19 protein-coding genes are annotated in these 16,423 nt (G+C 54.9%); 12 read left to right on the top strand and 7 right to left on the bottom strand.

Annotated features, from left to right (window positions below; translation table 11 throughout):
* Positions 1–130 precede the first annotated feature (130 nt).
* From OS112_01975 to OS112_01965, 3 genes are all read right to left on the bottom strand, one after another.
* Positions 131–643, bottom strand: a complete 513-nt coding sequence (locus OS112_01975; GenBank protein WAC05423.1) for a DUF6125 family protein — start codon at positions 641–643, stop codon at positions 131–133.
* Positions 644–674: 31 nt separating this feature from the next.
* Positions 675–1,160, bottom strand: coding sequence for a tryptophan-rich sensory protein (locus OS112_01970; protein WAC05422.1), 486 nt, complete (start codon positions 1,158–1,160; stop codon positions 675–677).
* Between the two features lie 159 nt (positions 1,161–1,319).
* Positions 1,320–2,069, bottom strand: coding sequence for a tetratricopeptide repeat protein (locus OS112_01965; protein WAC05421.1), 750 nt, complete (start codon positions 2,067–2,069; stop codon positions 1,320–1,322).
* Between the two features lie 245 nt (positions 2,070–2,314).
* On the opposite strand from OS112_01965, the gene OS112_01960 reads away from it, so the two are divergent.
* Together OS112_01960 and OS112_01955 are read left to right on the top strand one after the other, a co-directional pair.
* Positions 2,315–2,788: a peptidylprolyl isomerase gene (locus OS112_01960; GenBank protein ID WAC06186.1), complete on the top strand. Its 474-nt coding sequence runs from the start codon at positions 2,315–2,317 to the stop codon at positions 2,786–2,788.
* Positions 2,789–2,874: 86 nt separating this feature from the next.
* The gene (locus tag OS112_01955; GenBank protein ID WAC05420.1) at positions 2,875–3,123 is read left to right on the top strand and encodes a hypothetical protein; all 249 of its coding nucleotides are present in this window, start codon (positions 2,875–2,877) and stop codon (positions 3,121–3,123) included.
* A 193-nt stretch (positions 3,124–3,316) separates the two neighbouring features.
* Here the strand turns inward: OS112_01955 and OS112_01950 are convergent, their stop codons facing one another.
* The 4 genes from OS112_01950 to OS112_01935 form a co-directional block, all read right to left on the bottom strand.
* Positions 3,317–3,829: a GTP-binding protein gene (locus OS112_01950; GenBank protein ID WAC05419.1), complete on the bottom strand. Its 513-nt coding sequence runs from the start codon at positions 3,827–3,829 to the stop codon at positions 3,317–3,319.
* 96 nt (positions 3,830–3,925) lie between these two features.
* A complete protein-coding gene (locus OS112_01945; GenBank protein ID WAC05418.1) occupies positions 3,926–6,121 on the bottom strand; it encodes an elongation factor EF-2 in 2,196 nt (731 codons plus the stop codon).
* A 27-nt stretch (positions 6,122–6,148) separates the two neighbouring features.
* On the bottom strand, positions 6,149–6,739 hold the full coding sequence (locus OS112_01940; GenBank protein ID WAC05417.1) for a 30S ribosomal protein S7: 591 nt from the start codon (positions 6,737–6,739) through the stop codon (positions 6,149–6,151).
* A gap of 5 nt (positions 6,740–6,744) precedes the next feature.
* Complete coding sequence (locus OS112_01935) at positions 6,745–7,173, bottom strand: 30S ribosomal protein S12 (GenBank protein ID WAC05416.1); 429 nt, start codon at positions 7,171–7,173, stop codon at positions 6,745–6,747.
* 164 nt (positions 7,174–7,337) lie between these two features.
* Between OS112_01935 and OS112_01930 the strand changes: the two genes are divergently transcribed.
* The 10 genes from OS112_01930 (at position 7,338) to OS112_01885 (ending at position 16,412) form a co-directional block, all read left to right on the top strand.
* Entirely contained in the window at positions 7,338–7,742 is a 405-nt protein-coding gene (locus OS112_01930; protein WAC05415.1) for a 6-carboxytetrahydropterin synthase, read from the top strand.
* Positions 7,739–8,347: a radical SAM protein gene (locus OS112_01925; protein WAC05414.1), complete on the top strand. Its 609-nt coding sequence runs from the start codon at positions 7,739–7,741 to the stop codon at positions 8,345–8,347. The genes OS112_01930 and OS112_01925 overlap by 4 nt, the downstream gene beginning before the upstream one ends.
* A complete protein-coding gene (gene queC, locus OS112_01920) occupies positions 8,347–9,012 on the top strand; it encodes a 7-cyano-7-deazaguanine synthase QueC (protein ID WAC06185.1) in 666 nt (221 codons plus the stop codon). Before OS112_01925 ends, queC begins: the two co-directional genes overlap by 1 nt.
* Entirely contained in the window at positions 9,013–9,510 is a 498-nt protein-coding gene (locus tag OS112_01915; protein WAC05413.1) for an NUDIX hydrolase, read from the top strand. It begins immediately after the preceding gene.
* Between the two features lie 2 nt (positions 9,511–9,512).
* Positions 9,513–10,385, top strand: a complete 873-nt coding sequence (locus tag OS112_01910) for an alpha/beta hydrolase (protein ID WAC05412.1) — start codon at positions 9,513–9,515, stop codon at positions 10,383–10,385.
* 37 nt (positions 10,386–10,422) lie between these two features.
* Positions 10,423–11,694: a peptide chain release factor aRF-1 gene (prf1, locus tag OS112_01905; GenBank protein WAC05411.1), complete on the top strand. Its 1,272-nt coding sequence runs from the start codon at positions 10,423–10,425 to the stop codon at positions 11,692–11,694.
* The gene (argS, locus tag OS112_01900) at positions 11,694–13,379 is read left to right on the top strand and encodes an arginine--tRNA ligase (GenBank protein WAC05410.1); all 1,686 of its coding nucleotides are present in this window, start codon (positions 11,694–11,696) and stop codon (positions 13,377–13,379) included. Before prf1 ends, argS begins: the two co-directional genes overlap by 1 nt.
* A complete protein-coding gene (gene twy1, locus OS112_01895) occupies positions 13,360–14,259 on the top strand; it encodes a 4-demethylwyosine synthase TYW1 (GenBank protein ID WAC05409.1) in 900 nt (299 codons plus the stop codon). Before argS ends, twy1 begins: the two co-directional genes overlap by 20 nt.
* The gene (gene sepS, locus OS112_01890) at positions 14,256–15,908 is read left to right on the top strand and encodes an O-phosphoserine--tRNA ligase (protein WAC05408.1); all 1,653 of its coding nucleotides are present in this window, start codon (positions 14,256–14,258) and stop codon (positions 15,906–15,908) included. The genes twy1 and sepS overlap by 4 nt, the downstream gene beginning before the upstream one ends.
* A gap of 159 nt (positions 15,909–16,067) precedes the next feature.
* Positions 16,068–16,412 (top strand): hypothetical protein, encoded by a 345-nt coding sequence (locus tag OS112_01885; protein WAC05407.1) that lies wholly within the window; start codon positions 16,068–16,070, stop codon positions 16,410–16,412.
* Positions 16,413–16,423 lie beyond the last annotated feature (11 nt).

The raw sequence follows: 16,423 nt of genomic DNA, 5'->3' as shown, positions 1-16,423 counted from the left end.
CCGGCCACGGGCATAGATAACCATTACAACCTGTTTACACGTGGATTCAGGAATGAAAAAATTCAAAATAAGACAATGTCATCATCCCATGGGACGGTTCCATTGCTCTGTGTCCTGCGGTTCCAGCAAGTCATGGCGCAAGGGTAAACCGCCATGTGCAAAACATGTCCCTTGGGTGCGGATCCGGCGGGGCAAATATGCATTCAACATTGATCTGCTCATCAATGACCTTTGCAAAACTTGTAAATTCCGCCCGGTGCATTTCCTTGCAGCTGTACTCCCCATCCCCCCGCCGGAGCCGTGCTTCCTGCGTCGGGCATGACGGCACGGTGATCACCACCTCGTCCTCCCGCTCATTGATCCGGTAGTCCACGAGCAGGGTCCATGGGTAATGGCGCAATGCCCGGACAAACCCTTTCAACCCTTTTTCAGTGATCTCAAACCTGGTGACAATGTCCTTTGCCGCCATTGCGGCAACGCGCCCCCACACCCGCTCATTGAAACTGTCAGCGGCGGCACTTCCATACGTTTCAGAGATATTTATGTACCAGAACGCGTCCACCACCCGGTAATGCCAGAGAAGGAATTCAAGGTACTGCCGTTTTTCTGTATCAGTCATCCCGTCAAAAATATCAAGGTTCATTTCCATCACCTGCATACATCATGAAAGAGATTCAGTTCATCACCCACACTGCAGCATTCACCACAGTCGCGAAACTGACCCAGCAGAGGTACGGGACAAGCAGCCAGCCAGCTGTATGTGAAACCCGGTAAAACGCCACCATCGTTCCTGCGACCAGGACAACGAGGAGGAAAATATCGATGAGCCCGAGAAGTGGCGAACGCAGGCCGAAGAATAAAAACGACCAGGCCGTGTTTGCGAGGATCTGGGCCACAAATAATGCAACTGCATGCCGTACCGGTACCGTGCAGGTTCCGTCCCGCACAACAACAAAAAGTGCAATTCCCATAAGGAGATAGAGCGACGTCCATACCGGGCCAAAAATCCATGCGGGTGGGGTGAAGGACGGTTTCTGGAGCGCGGCATACCATGTCGGGATCGCCTCCATCGTAAAGATTGAACCGATTGCACCGGCAAGCAGGGGGATTGCGATGCAGATGATCAGCAGGCCAAAGGCTGCAGGATTTTTTTTGTCCATACAGGATCAGAGATGAGGTCGTGCCTGTGGAAAATGAAGGTTGTGATCGTGCTGGAAGCCGCGGTTTGTAAAAGAAACGACCTGCCCTACGGGTAAGGGGGAAGACGATCCGGATCCTTGATCCTTCCGACAGGCAGGTCCCCTTAAAAACCTGGATGTTCACCGGACGATCTCCCTCTGGTTCCTCTCGCCTGCAAGCTCCCGCACCTTTTTAAAACATCCCATCGCTTCCTGGTCCCGCCCGAGTCGGTTCAGGCAGAGACCAAGGTTGCTCCATGCAGTTATGTCCAGTGGATCAATCTCCAGTGCATCACGCAACAGGGTCTCCGCATCATTGTACCTTCCGGTCATTGCAAGTGCGACTGCCTTGTTTGTCATCACGGTTGCAACGCCAGGACTGATGGCAAGGCACTGGTCATACCAGTCAATCGCCTCCGCGTATTCGCCTCTACCGGCGAGGGCAACCCCTTTGTTGTACATCGCCTTGGGATACCGCGGACATATCCTGATTGTTTCGGAAAAACACCTGCCCGCTTTCTCGTATTCACCCTGCTGGTAATAGCAGTTGCCTTTAATGAACCATGCCTCGGCATGACTGGGGTCACTGCAGGTGGCTTCATCAAGGCTATGGACTGCATCATCATACTTCCCGAGCCGGAACAGGGCGAGCCCTTTCATGAACCATGCATCGGTCAGGCCGGAATCGAGCGCGAGCGCACGGTCACAGCAGGCAACCGCTTCGTAAAACAGCCCCAGCCGGTCTACAGCTGCCCCGAGCGCAACGAGCGTTGCCGGGTCGTCCGGGCCGGATGCAAGCACACTCTCAAAGCAAGCGATCGCTTCCGCATACCGCCCCACACCGGCAAGTGCTGTCCCGCGCTGATAGTTTTTTAGGGTGTTTCTATCCACCAGACCTGCCCCCATATTTCATGATATTGTGAGATAAAAAAACATGGAGGATATATACAGGCAGGACCTCATTACATCCCACCTGCCCATAACCTCTATGTTCTAAAAAAGCCAACTTCATATTCATGGCACTGCGACCTGTACTCATCATATCCGCCCTCCTTGTCACCGCCATGCTTTTATCCGCTGGGTGCACCCAACCTGTCCAGCAGACTACTGTCGCCAGTCCGACCGGAGCATCAACAATGACAACTTCAGCACAACCCCAGAAACTGGTACGGCTAGAGACGAACATGGGCAACATAACCATCGCCCTTGCTCCCGATATGCCGGTCACAGCAGGCAACTTCGAATCACTCGTGCAGAAAGGCTACTATAATGGCGTCATCTTCCACCGGGTCATCAGCGGCTTCATGATCCAGGGGGGCGACCCTACCGGCACCGGGCGGGGCGGCCCGGGCTACGTGATTAAGGACGAATTTTCAAATAACAACCGGAACAACCGCGGCACCATATCGATGGCCAACGCCGGGCCCGATACCGGGGGCAGCCAGTTCTTCATCAACCTCGTTGACAATAACTTCCTAGACCCCAAGCACCCGGTCTTCGGGACGGTCGTTGAAGGGATGGATATTGTCGATAAAATCGGCAAGGTGCAGACCGGTCCCGGTGACCGCCCGGTCAATAACGTTACGATCATTCGCGCCGTGATGGCCTGAGCTTTCCCCTTTTACAGACTTTTTCCGCTCATTTTTATCGATAGAATCGGAATGGTGGGTATAAGCACCGGCACGCCGGTCCCAAGATGATGAAACCAAAGCCCATGATGATCCCTTCATTCGCGGTCATTGACGGGATCTTTGCAAACAGCTACATTATCCGGTTCCTGTTAATCTATTACCCGACACAATGTGCACAGGTTGCTGCAGAAATCGTTGAAAGAAAGACCTCTGGCATAGAAACCGTCGCATATGTCATTGCTACGCTCGAGCGCACTCATAATCCTTGCCGGCTATTTTATCTGGCAAAGTGGAGTATCCCGCAGGTAGAGTAAAACCTGTACCGTACGAACCAGCCTTCTCACTGTGCATAATGAATCGTCTTCCTGCAATTCTGGTGCAACCGGCTCTATGTCCCGGATCATTTTTTCTCAGTATTTTTTCCTGTTATCCGACAGGCCGCCAGAAGGTTAAAAAAATGCGGAAAACAAGATTTTAAAGAAAGGGACCCTCCGGAAAACATCAAAATTATGAGATGTCGTGATGCACGTGCCCGCGTCCGGGAGGGAGTACCGTGACGAACGTGCAGAGCGCATCAAACGATATGCGGCGGTCCCGTGCCGAGATTTTGTGCACCGGCACGTCGCAAAAATGCTTTTTGAAAATGTCGGGTTGCGCCCCCACCTCCTCGCATTTGTTTACCAAGACCACAAACGGGATCCCTGCCCCCGCAAGCGAGTCATAAAGGTGCCGGGTGAAATCATCGACCGGCGATGTCGCATCCGTAAGCAGGATCGCCCCGTCCATCCCACGTGAAATAACTTCGCGGGCAAACTCGAACCGTTCCTGTCCCGGAGTCCCGAACAGGTAAACATGCCTGCCGCCAACCTCCACCTTGCCAAAATCAAGTGCGATTGTCGTGCTTCCCCCAAGACCGTCTGCTTCAACGTGCTTTGACATCGGGTCAAGGGTCTTAATAAGCGTTGTTTTTCCTGCCCCAAACGGCCCGAATACGACAATTTTGAGTTTGTCCCCGTTCATTGAGGTAAAAATTGCATGCGGGGGATGTTTACAATTTCGGTTGGCAAACGGGATGTGCCTTAAAAGCGTATAAAAAAGAGAACATGGCGGGGGGGATCAGGCGGATAGGTAATCGGCCGGGGTAGGAATCTGTTCTTTTAACCCTTTTCGCTTGCGGATCGAGAGCACGACTTCTTTTACCATGTTATTGGGTACAAGCTCAAAACCGGCGAATTCGGTGTTCCACATCGCACGCCCCTCAGTCGCGGAACGGATATCCCCGGAGAACCCGAAAAGCTCTGCGACAGGTGCCTTGCCAACGACCGTGATAGTGTCACCCTCGCTCTGCATGTCAAAGACCTGCCCCCGCCGCCCCTGGATCTGGGAGGTTGCCGCGCCCATCTGGTCCATGGGCACCGTGATCTGGATCTTCTGGACCGGTTCAAGAAGTGAGTCCCCGGCAATAAGCAGCCCCGCCTTGATGGCGCTGCGGACTGCCGGGATCACCTGTGCCGGGCCCCGGTGGATCGCGTCCTCGTGAAGCTTGACATCGACGAGCCGCATCTTGAGGTTCTGGACCGGCTCATCGGCGAGCGGGCCGCCCGCGAGCGCTTCATGGATACCTTCGATGATCAGCTCCATCGTCTCGTTAAGGTACTGGACTCCTTTGGTCATGTCAATAAGCATGTTGGTACCCTTGATGTCCTTGACGTTCTTTGCCTCATCCTTCTCCATGCCGGCCTTCATGAGCACGTCACGGCGCTCGAGCATCGCCTGGTTCATCGAGACCTCCCCGCTCTTGATAAGGCTGACGATTGCATCGGGCAGCTGTTCGAGGTCGAAGTAGAACCGGTTGTGCCGGTTGGGCGATTTGCCCTCGACAGACTCCACCTTTGACGTGACCGTCTCACGGTACACAACAATGGGCTCAGAGGTGACGATCTCGACGCCCTTGTCTCGCTTGATGCGCCCGGTGATGATCTCGAGGTGGAGCTCGCCCATACCGGAGATGAGGTGCTCACCGGTCTCCTCGTTGATCGCAATACCCAGCGTCGGGTCTTCCTTTGCCACCTGCCGGAGCACCTCGACGAGTTTGGGCAGGTCTTTCATGTTCTTTGCCTCTACGGCGACAGTCATCACCGGTTCGCTGTAGTGCTTGAGCGACTCAAACGGTGTCATATCAAGGAGCGTTGTCACAGTGGAGCCGACCATCGCATCTTTTAAGCCGGTAACCGCGGCGATGTTGCCGGCAACGATCTCCTCGACCTCTACGCGCTTTGGTCCCATGAAGATGCCGACCTGCTGGAGCCGGTTTTCCTTCTTTGCCGTGCCCATCACGTACAACCCGTCGCCGCGCTTAAGCCGCCCTGAGAAGAGACGCCCGGTCGCCACTTCACCCGCGTGCGGGTCAAAGGAGATGTCGGTGACCATCAGACCGACAGGGCCTGTCGGGTCGCAGGAGAGCATCGCCTTGCCTTCCTTGGACTCCTTGTCCCCGTGCCAGATGACCCGGATACGCCGGGGCTGGGCCTCGAGCGGGTTGGGGAGGTGATGGACGACCATGTCGAGCACGACTTCGGAAAGCGGGCTCTTCTTTGCAAGGTACTTCATGTCACCCTCGCGGCACTTCTCGTATACGTCTTTGAACGAGACGCCGCTCTTCTTCATGAACGGCGCGGAAACTGCCCAGTTGTACAGCGCTGAGCCGAACGCGACCGTACCCTTTGCGGCATCGAGCTTCCAGCCGTTGTTGTACGCGTCCTCGTTCATACCCCTGATCAGCTTGTTAACCTTGTCGATCACTTTCCCGAGCCGGATCTGCATCTCCATCTCGTCGACTTTCAGCTCGTTGATAAGCCGGTCGACCTTGTTGATAAACAGGACCGGGCGCACCTGTTCCTTGAGCGCCTGCCGGAGCACCGTCTCGGTCTGGGGCATCGTCCCTTCAACCGCATCGACAAGCACAACAGCGCCGTCGACAGCGCGCATCGCCCGGGTTACGTCGCCACCAAAGTCGACGTGACCGGGCGTGTCGATCATGTTGATGAGATACTCATGTCCCTCATATTCATGGACCATCGAAACGTTCGATGCATCTATGGTGATCCCTCTCGCCTGTTCCTCTTCGTCAGAGTCCATGAAAAGCTGCTTGCCTGCCAGCTCTTCTGATATGATCCCTGCTCCTGCAAGCAGGTTGTCTGACAGTGTGGTCTTGCCGTGGTCGATGTGCGCCACGATACCGATGTTCCGAATGTGCTTCGGATCCTTCATGAGCTCGACTACGCGCTCTACGGTTTTTTTGCCGCGTGACATGAAACAACCTCAAAAAAGATTAAAAATTTACCGGGCGGACTTTGCAATGCGCTCGCGTTCTTCCTTCTTGTTCACCGAATAGCATTTCCCGTCGCCCTTTGCAGCGGCGATGAGCTCATCCGCGAGGACGGCGCTCACGCGCTTCTTGCTTGAGCTGGAGCCCTTGAGAGTCGCTTCAGCGATAAAACCAATTGCAGAATCAACCCTGCGGAGGGGAGCGGTATCGACCGATTTCGGGACATTGATGCCCCCATATTTCAGACGGACTGTCTCTTCACGGGGACCGGTGTTTGCAATTGCATCGACAAGCACCTGAACCGGGTTCTGTTTTGTCTTTTTATATACGATATCGAATGCCTCGCGGACAATGCGGGTTGCCAGCTGTTTTTTGCCGGTGTTATTCTCAGTCTGCATCAGCTTGTTGATGAGCCGCTCGACGATCATGATATTGCTCTTATTGAAATCCTGCTGGGAGTTCTTGCCGCAGGACTGGGGGATGATAGTGGGAGTGAGATTGATATACCTGACAAGGCCAGGATCGTTAACGGTGACTTCGCTTGCATCCCACAGGTTGAACAGCAGCTTCTTTGCTACCTGCTTTGCTTCTGCTTCTGCCATACCAATCACCTGCGCGGTTTCTCCTTCCTGCCAATGACCATTTCATGGAGACAAACGTTGTTCACTTTGGTGACAACGTACCTGACTCCGGGGATATCCCCCATCGACCGGCCGAGGCGACCGCCAATGCCCTCGATCTCGACCTCATCGTGCTCATCGATGAAGTTGATCGCGCCATCGCCAACGGCAAATGCGGTGACCTGCCTTCCGTTCTTGATTAACTGGACGCGCACGCACTTGCGGATCGCGGAGTTCGGTTGCTTTGCCTCAACACCGATCTTTTCCAGCACGATTCCTCTCGCCTGTGGAGCACCCTCACACGGGTCTGATTTCACATCGAGATTGAGTTCCCGGCGGGCGTAGTTTTTGTCGCTCCACCGGAACTTATTTGAGTCCCGAACCAATTTCCTGGCTGCAAATTTACCCTGTCCCATTAAATGTCCTCATGAATGTTTTTTTTGTGGTTATCGATAATCCACGCTGAGATATATACTAGCGCAGGGAACCGATTTATAAATTGTGGCATCCCACCTGCCTGTCGTATACTATTCACCCGCACTCATAATAATATAATATGCCGCCCCGCCAATATGATACGATGAACGTCGCGATTTACAAAGAGGTTCAGTTCGATGCGAGCCACCGGCTGCTCCACTACGAGGGGAAGTGCGCAAGCCTCCACGGCCACCGCTGGAAAGCGGAGGTGTGGATGGAAGGTGAGCCTGACGCGACCACCGGCATCCTGATCGATTATAATACCATCAAAGAGATCATCGAAAAGTACGACCACCAGATCATACTGAACGCAAAAGACCCGATGATTGCCTGCATTAAAAAGTTCCAGCGCGTAATCACCACTCCTGGTGAACCGACGAGCGAACTCCTCGCAGCCCTCATCCGGGACAACCTCAACACGTACTGCCGCGCGCACAAGGTCACGGCGAAAGTGACAAAGGTCCGGGTCTGGGAATCGCCGACCTGTTTTGCTGAGATTGCAGAATGAAGATCGCTGAAATTTTTTATAGCCTGCAGGGAGAGGGGAAGAACCAGGGGAAACCCTGCCTGTTCATTCGGCTCGCAGGCTGCAACCTCCACTGCCGCTGGTGTGATACAAAATACGCACAGGAAGGCGGCACCGTAATGAGCCTGGATGTGATACTCGAGCAGGTCTGGCGGACAAACCCGCAGTATGTCTGCATCACAGGTGGCGAGCCCCTCCTCCAGGCAGGTGAACTTGAACCGCTCCTTGCCTCGCTCCATAAACGGGGCACAAAGATCGAAATCGAGACAAACGGCACGGTGGATTTTACAAATTTCCAGCCGTACGCGTCGGTCTGCATGGATGTAAAGTGCCCCTCTTCCGGCGAAAAGAGCCGGCTTGAACTGCTTGAAAAGATCCGTGCGGAAGACAGCGTGAAGTTTGTGGTACATGATGAAGCGGACTGCCGGTATGCATGGAATGTCATGGATGCGCACCGGATCGCAGGCGAGATCTTTTTCTCGCCCGTTTACGGGTCGGATACCGCACCCATCATACGGTTCATCCTTACAAACAATCTCCCGGTCCGGTTCCAGCTCCAGCTCCACAAGGTTATCGGGTTGAAATGATGAAGGCGGTCTGCCTGCTCTCGGGGGGGATGGACTCGTCCACACTCGCGTACCTCGCAAAGAGCGAAGGATATGAGATTTACGCCCTGCACTTAAACTACGGGCAGCGGACGGAGGAGAAAGAGCGGGCGTGTGCAAAAAAGATCGCCGGACTGCTCGGCGCACAGGACTTTGTCGAAGTGGATGTCAGGTACTTTGCACGCTTTGGGGCCAGCAGCCTGACAGACCCGTCAATCGCCGTCGAGGGATTTGACCCGGCACGGGCGCACATCCCCAATACGTATGTGCCGTTCCGGAACGCGAACCTGCTCGCCATTGCAACGAGCTATGCCGAGTCAAAGAATGCGGATGCGATTTTTATCGGGGTCCAGTCGCTCGATTACAGCGGGTACCCTGACTGCAGGCCGCAGTTCATCGATGCGTTCCAGAGGGTTATTGACCTTGGCACAAAAGAATCGACCCACATCGCCCTTAATACCCCCTTTATCACAATGACCAAGACCGAGATCCTCAGGCTGGGGATTGCCCTGGGTGTCCCTTACAACTATACATGGTCATGTTACCGGAACCAGGATAAAGCGTGCGGGACCTGCGGTTCATGCCACTTCCGCAAAGAGGCGTTCGCCAACGCCGGTGTGCCGGATCTCATTGAGTACGAGGTGTAGATGGAGATATTCAGGGGCAGGCGCCTGTGGATAGAGAAGGCAAAGGTCCGGCTGCCAAATGGCACAGACCGGGAGAAAATAATTATTCACCCGGGAAATGCAGTTGCGGTCCTCCCGATCGACCGTGACCGCTGCAAGCTCTTACGGCAGTACCGGTTCGCGGTCGGGCAGTACATTTTCGAGGCACCTGCCGGAACGATTGAAGACGGGGAAGATCCGCTGGAGACGGCTCACCGGGAACTCATCGAGGAGACCGGTTTTAAGGCAGAAACGGTGGTGCCAAAGGGGTTCATCTACACGACTCCGGGGTTTACCGACGAGAAGATCTTTTTGTTTGAAGCCCGCAACCTTTCACCCTCGCGTGAGTTCGAAAAGGACGAGGACGAAGTGATCGAAGTCGTGGATGTGGCACTTGCGGACCTTGAGGCAATGATACGGGACGGGACGATCTGTGATGCGAAGACGATCTGCCTGGTCCACCATTGCACGAGGGGGTAACGTTGCGTCCGGTTCTTGTTGTCGGGTGTATCATCGCACTCTGTATCTGCGCAGGATGTACCGGTACAGGCCATAAAGCATCCTATTCGGTGGACAACAACGGCGTCCTATCCGTCACCTGCGCACCGGTTACCACAAGCGAAGAAGTGCTCTTTTCCAACGGGACTTGCACAAAAACGCGGATCGTGATGCACACCCCGTCCGGTGATGTGATCTCGTACCTTGCTGCCCCAAAGCAGCCGAAAGCCGCAATCGTATATGTGCCGGGAGCAGGTGAGAAGATTGCCGGGCACGAACAGAGAATGGTACAGTACGCCTCCGCAGGGTACGCGTTCCTCTTTGTGGATGTCCGGGGCAATGGCGCGGAGACCCCGGGCTACCCGTTCAACCCGCAGGAAGACTTTGCGGCGTTTGAAAAAGGGCAGTGGCCACAGGTCTACAGCATTGTCTGTGACATTTCAACAGCACGCGGGATGCTTGCCGACAGGTTTGGTGTTCCGGTCTACGCATTGGGATCAAGCAACGGGGGACGGTATGCCTCGGTCGCTGCGGTTACCGACCCTCAGTTTGCCGGTTATATCGGGGTATCGACTTCAGGGTTTGGCATGGCAGGCGACCAGTACTCCGGCGATGCTCGGAAGTTTTTGTTATCAATTGATCCGGACAATTATATCGGCAGGATCTCCCCAAGACCCGTCTGGATATTCCACTCAAAAACAGACAACATCATACCATTTTCGGATGGCCAAGGACTCTACGAACTGGCGCAGGACCCCAGAACATTCACGGAATTTAACAGCGGGCACGGCATCGGCAGCGATGTTGACGACCGGATTATAGAGCAATGGGCGCAAATTTATGGCACCCGCGGGTGAATAGGTTATAGCTTTACAAGAGGTTGGACTTTTCCGGATGGCAGAAGTGGTTGAGATGGATGAGGCGCGCCGGCGCTACGAGTTTAAAAAGACGCTTGAGAAGCTTGAGCTCCAGCAGGGGGACGGGACTGAGCTGATCACGCTCTATATCCCGCCCGACAAGCAGATCTACGACGTGACCGGGCAGTTAAAGGACGAGTTCGGGCAGTGCGCCAACATAAAAAGCAAGCAGACCCGTACGAATGTACAAAGCGCGATCTCGTCAATCCTGTCCAGGCTCAAGTACTACAAGAAGCCCCCGGAACACGGCATGGCGGTCTTCTGCGGGACTGTCCAGCTCTATGGAGACCGGACGGACCTCCAGTGCACCATCATCGAACCCCCCGAACCCCTCAACCTCTACATGTACCGCTGCAGCTCGAAGTTCGAGCTCGAGCCGCTCAAGCAGATGCTTGAAGAAAAGGCCGTGTACGGGCTCCTCGTGCTCGACCGGCGGGAAGCTTACTGGGGATTTTTACGCGGCAACCGGATCGAGCCGATGGGGGGAGCGACCTCAACGGTCCCCGGCAAACAGCGCAAAGGCGGCCAGTCAGCAGCCCGGTTCGGGCGCCTCCGTGAGATCGCGATTAACGAATTTTACACAAAAGTCGGGGAGCGCTCAAGCGCGATCTTCTTGGCGGAAAAGGACTTTTTTGAGCGGTTCAAGGGCGTCCTGATCGGCGGGCCCAGTCCCACCAAGGAAGAGTTTGAGGCAGGATCCTTCCTCCACCACGAGATCCAGAAACGGATCATCGGTCTGTTTGATGTTGCGTACACCAACGAAGACGGGTTGTCAGAGCTTGTGGACTCGGCAAAGGACGCGCTCAAGGGCATGACCGTGATCAAGGAGAAGGCGTTCATGGACAAGTTCCTCAAGGAGCTGGTAAAGGAAGCAGGGCTTGCCGCATATGGTGAGGAGAGCATCCGTAAAAACCTCGAGATCGGCGCGATCGATACCCTGCTGCTTTCGGCAAACCTGCGCAAGTCACGGCTGAAGGTAAGATGCCAGAGCTGCGGGCATACTGATGAACGGACCGTCAGTATGGAGCCGGGAAAAACAGTCAAGGACATTGCACCGGGCACCTGCCCGAAGTGCACGGCGCCACTTGCGCTTGAGGAAGAGATTGACATTATTGACGAACTGACAAAACTTGCCGACCAGAGCAGCGCGAAAGTCGAGATAATTTCAGATGATTTTGAAGAGGGTTCGATCCTCTTCTCTGCATTCGGCGGCATTGCAGCGATCCTGAGGTACAGGACGGGTTTGTGATGGAAGACGGGAAGAGCGACTTTAAACTGCGGTATGACGCGATTGCCAGAATACTGCAGGAATCTTCCGGGATCCGGGATGTCAGCCTCGTGGACGGCGGGGAGCATGCCGACCTTTCATCAACACAGGCATTCATCGTCGCAAAAATCAGGAAGATCCCCCCGGCGAAATGGGCGCAGGACTTTGTTGCCCAATATTCAGAAAAGATCAGGGAGACTGCATCTTCGACCGTGAAGGCATCCGGGCCGTACCTGAACTTTTACTTTGACGGTTCGTATCTTGCCGGCATCTTAAAGGCTGCAACCCAACAAGGCTACGGGTCGCATGCAAAAAAGCCGGACCGGGTTGTCCTTGAGCACACAAGCGCAAACCCGAACGGGCCGCTCCACGTCGGACATATCAGGAACTCAATCATCGGCGACACGCTCGCGCGGGCGTTCCGGAAGGCAGGGTACCGGCTTGAGGTGCAGTATTATGTGAACGACATGGGGCGCCAGATTGCGATTGTAATCTGGGGGTTTGACCACCTCGACAGTGCACAGGCGGACTGGGAAAAAGAGGACGCCCACATCGCCCGGATCTACATCGCTGCAAACCGGGAGATAGAAAAAGATCCCGCCATTACCGGGCAGGTCGACTGCCTGATGCAACTGGTCGAAAACGGTGATCCTGCAACGGTTAAAAAATTCAGGAAAGAGGTGTCCCGCTGCCTTGACGGGTTTGCGGTTACCCTAAAAAATCTCAACGTCGCCCATAACAGGTTTGTCTGGGAGAGCGATTTCATCCGGAACGGGGACACCAGACGGATGGTTGGCAGGATCAAAAAACTTCCGCAGGCACGGGAGGAGGGCACGCTTGCACTCGATCTTGCGGAATTCGGGTTTGAGAACAAGTACGTGATCCGGCGCACGGACGGCACTTCGGTGTATGCCGCCCGGGACCTTGCCTACCATGCGTGGAAGGCAGCCAACTTCGACCGGGTCATCGATGTACTGGGCGCTGATCACAAGCTAATTGGGGCACAACTCCAGTGCACGCTCAGGCTTTTGGGAGAGAAAGCACCTGAGATCGTCCATTTCGAATTTGTCTCGCTCCCCGAAGGCTCGATGAGCACTCGGGCGGGAAAGTTCGTTTCTGCCGACGACCTGATCACCGAGGTCACAAAACGCGCATATGATGAAGTGACCGTGCGAAGGCCGGACCTTGACGAGGGCATGAGAAATTCGATTGCGAAGTCGGTAGCGCTCGCGGCGATACGGTACGATATCGTTAAAGTCTCACCCGAAAAAAGCACGGTGTTTGACTGGAACGAAGCGCTCAACTTCGAGCGACAGAGCGGCCCGTACATCCAGTATGCCCATGCCCGTGCCTGCAGCATTCTTGAGAAGGCGGACACATATACCGAATGCTGCGAGCTTGAGACAGAACAGGAGATCGCGCTTGCCAAACAGATCGCAAAATTCCCCATTGTCATCGAAAAGGTTGTTGCTGAACTCCGTCCGCACATTCTTGCGACATATGCCCGCGAACTCGCTGACACCTTCAACTCGTTCTACCACTTCGAACCGGTCTTAAAAAGCGAGGGGGCCGTCAGGGACCGTCGGCTCACGCTTGTTAAAGCGGCGCAGAACACGCTCAAAGAGTCCCTTGAGACACTTGGGATCGATGCCATCAGCACCATGTGACGCCCTGAAAAAACAGGGCTACCAGTTTTTTTCGCCGGAGTCTTCTGCAGCGCTCAAGCCCTGCATGTGGTGCAAGCGGGCGCTTGCCGGAGGTGAGATGTGCTACAAGCACCAGTTCTACGGGATCGCGAGCCACCGCTGCGTCCAGATGACTCCCACCCTGCGCTGCAACCAGCGCTGCCTCTTCTGCTGGCGCTCGTTCGAACACGAAGTTACTCAAGAAGAGGAGTGCTCTCCTGAGGTTATTCTTGCGGGCATCCAAAAGCTCCAGAAAAAAGCCCTCGCCGGGTATAACGCAGTGCTCGATAACACGGTGACTGATGAGCGGTGGCAGGAAGCCTTAGATCCAAAACATGTCGCAATCTCCCTTTCCGGAGAGCCCACGTTGTACAGTCATCTCCCGGAGCTCATCGACCTCTTCCACCAGAAAGGTTACACGACATTCCTTGTGAGCAATGGCACGAACCCGGAGATGCTCGCCAGGTGCCACCCATACCAGACGTATGTCTCGCTTGATGCTCCTGACAGGGAGACGTACATGAAAACGTGCCGCCCAATAGGAGATTTCTGGGAACGGGTGCAGGAGAGCCTGCACCTGCTGGGAAAACGGCGGTCTGCGGTGCGGATAACCCTTGTCGGTGGTTTGAATGACATTGCCCCGGAACAATACGCGGGGCTGCTGCAGGACTCGGGGGCATCCTTTGTTGAGGTGAAGGGATACATGTATCTGGGATACAGTAGAAACCGATTAAAAAGGGAGAATATGCCGGAGCATGAACGTGTCCGCAAATTTGCGGAGCAGATTTCAGCAGCATGCGATTACAAATTAAAAGATGAGAACCGGCTCAGCAGGGTGGTCTGCCTGGAGCGAGTGCAATGAAGTTCAATCCTGACGACTGGAAGAGAAAGGCGCATGAGAATTTTGAGGGGGCATGGCACGAGGGGCCGTCGGTGCTCACCCCCTCAGGCCATGCCGGACGGTACCCGTGCCTGGCCTACAAGCGGGCGCAGGCTCACCCGGTCTTTGCAACCATCAACCGGTTGCGCGAGACCTATCTCGCGCTCGGCTTTGATGAGGCGGAGAACCCTGTGATCGTTGAGGAAAAGGATATCTACCGGCAGTTCGGGCCCGAAGCGATGGCGGTACTCGACCGGGTCTTTTATCTCGGCGGGCTCCCGCGCCCGAATGTGGGGATTTCACGCAAGCAACTGGACGAGATCAATGACCTGTTGAGAAGCCACCAGAGCCCTCTTGCCCACGGCGACACCGACCCGGCCAAGGCGCACCCGGTAGGTGAGCCGTACCGGCCCATGACGACCGAGACCGAGGAACACCTGCGGGAAACACTCCACGCGTACAAGAAGTCCGAGATCGACGGGGACGAGCTCACGATCGAGCTCGCAAAGGTCCTCGGTGTCGACGATGCACTGGTGGTCCATATTCTCGATGCGGTCTTCCCCGAGTTCAAAGCCCTTGCCCCCGAATCCTCGCGCAGCACCCTGCGCAGCCACATGACGAGCGGCTGGTTTTTAACCCTTGGCGCCATCTGGGAACGGGCACCGCTGCCCATCCGGCTCTTCTCGGTTGACCGCTGTTTCCGGCGCGAGCAGGCCGAAAGCCCGACCCGTCTTATGACCTACCACTCCGCGTCATGCATTGTTGCGGGAGAGGACATCACCAATGACGAGGGAAAAGCGGTCAGCGAAGCGCTCCTGTCCGCGTTCGGGTACACCGATTTCCGTTTCCAGCCCGATGAGAAACGGTCCAAGTACTATATGCCGGACACCCAGACCGAAGTGTATGCCCGGCACCCGGTGCACGGCTGGGTTGAGGTTGCGACGTTTGGCATGTACTCTCCCTCGGCACTCGCGGAGTATGGGATCGGTGTCCCGGTCATGAACCTCGGGCTCGGGGTCGAGCGGCTTGCCATTATCGCTTATAATGCAGACGATGTGAGGCAGCTCGTCTTCCCGCAGTTCTTCCCAAAACCGGTCACCGATCATGAGATCTCCCATGCTGTCCACCTCCGCGAGGAGCCTTCCTCAATTGAGGGAAAACTGCTTGCAGCTGCCATTGCCCGGGTTGCCGCCGCACATGCAACTGCCCCGGGCCCATGCTCGTTCGATGTATGGGACGGGGAACTTGGCAACCGGAAGGTCCGTGTTGTCGTTGAGGAGACCGAATCAAACGCAAAGCTCTGCGGCCCGGCATGCGCCAATGAAGTGTTTGTCCATGACGGCTCAATCCTTGGCGTACCTGACGCGGAAAAGTGGAAACAGGTTCGGACAGAGGGTGTGTCAACCGGCATCAGCTACCTGAGCGCAGTTGCAGCACTCGCTGCTGCCCGTATTGAAGAAGCGGCCCGGTGCGGGAGACCAGCAACAGTCCAGGTAAAGATGGCAAAACTGCCCAGCGATATCAACTTAAAGATTGAAGATTACGCGATGCGTGCAGTCACCGATAACAAGAAGAAAGTCGATGTGCGGGGGCCGGTCTTCCTGTCAGTCCGCTCCACGATCCAAGAATAATTTTCCATTTTTTAACCGAATTTAAGTAGTAAAGTGCCATTCTTAATTTGATGTTAGAAATAGATAACATTAATACCTATGAATGTTAGAAATAGATAACATATAAGCGTGACACGGATGAAACCAAGGAATCTTTTTCGGATTATTATCGGAGCGCTGATGGTCATCAGTGGTATCGCATCCATCTTCCTGAATGCGGGAGATACCATTATCGGCACAATTTTAATCTGTGCAGGATTTACCTTCCTGATTGCCGGAACTTCCCGTCACCGGAGATACGGGGATGGTCCGGAATCAGACGAAAGGTCGAAGAAGATCGGGGCATATGGATTATCCTATGCATGGCTGACCGGCCTTTTCTTCATGTTCGCTCTTTTCTGGCTGGATTACCTTGGCATGCTCAAACTCAGCACCCAGAACGCGCTATTGGCGTCTATACTTATCCTTTCACTCTCTGCAGGCATCTTCCAGATGTATCTATTCCGGAAAGGGGATGTAGACTAAAAATTCATAAT

Origin of the sequence: Methanoregula sp., assembly GCA_026625165.1 — an archaeon.
Classification (GTDB): Archaea; Halobacteriota; Methanomicrobia; order Methanomicrobiales; family Methanospirillaceae; genus MVRE01.
Note: the sequence above shows the minus strand (reverse complement) of the source record. Positions and strands in the feature narration are given on the sequence as shown.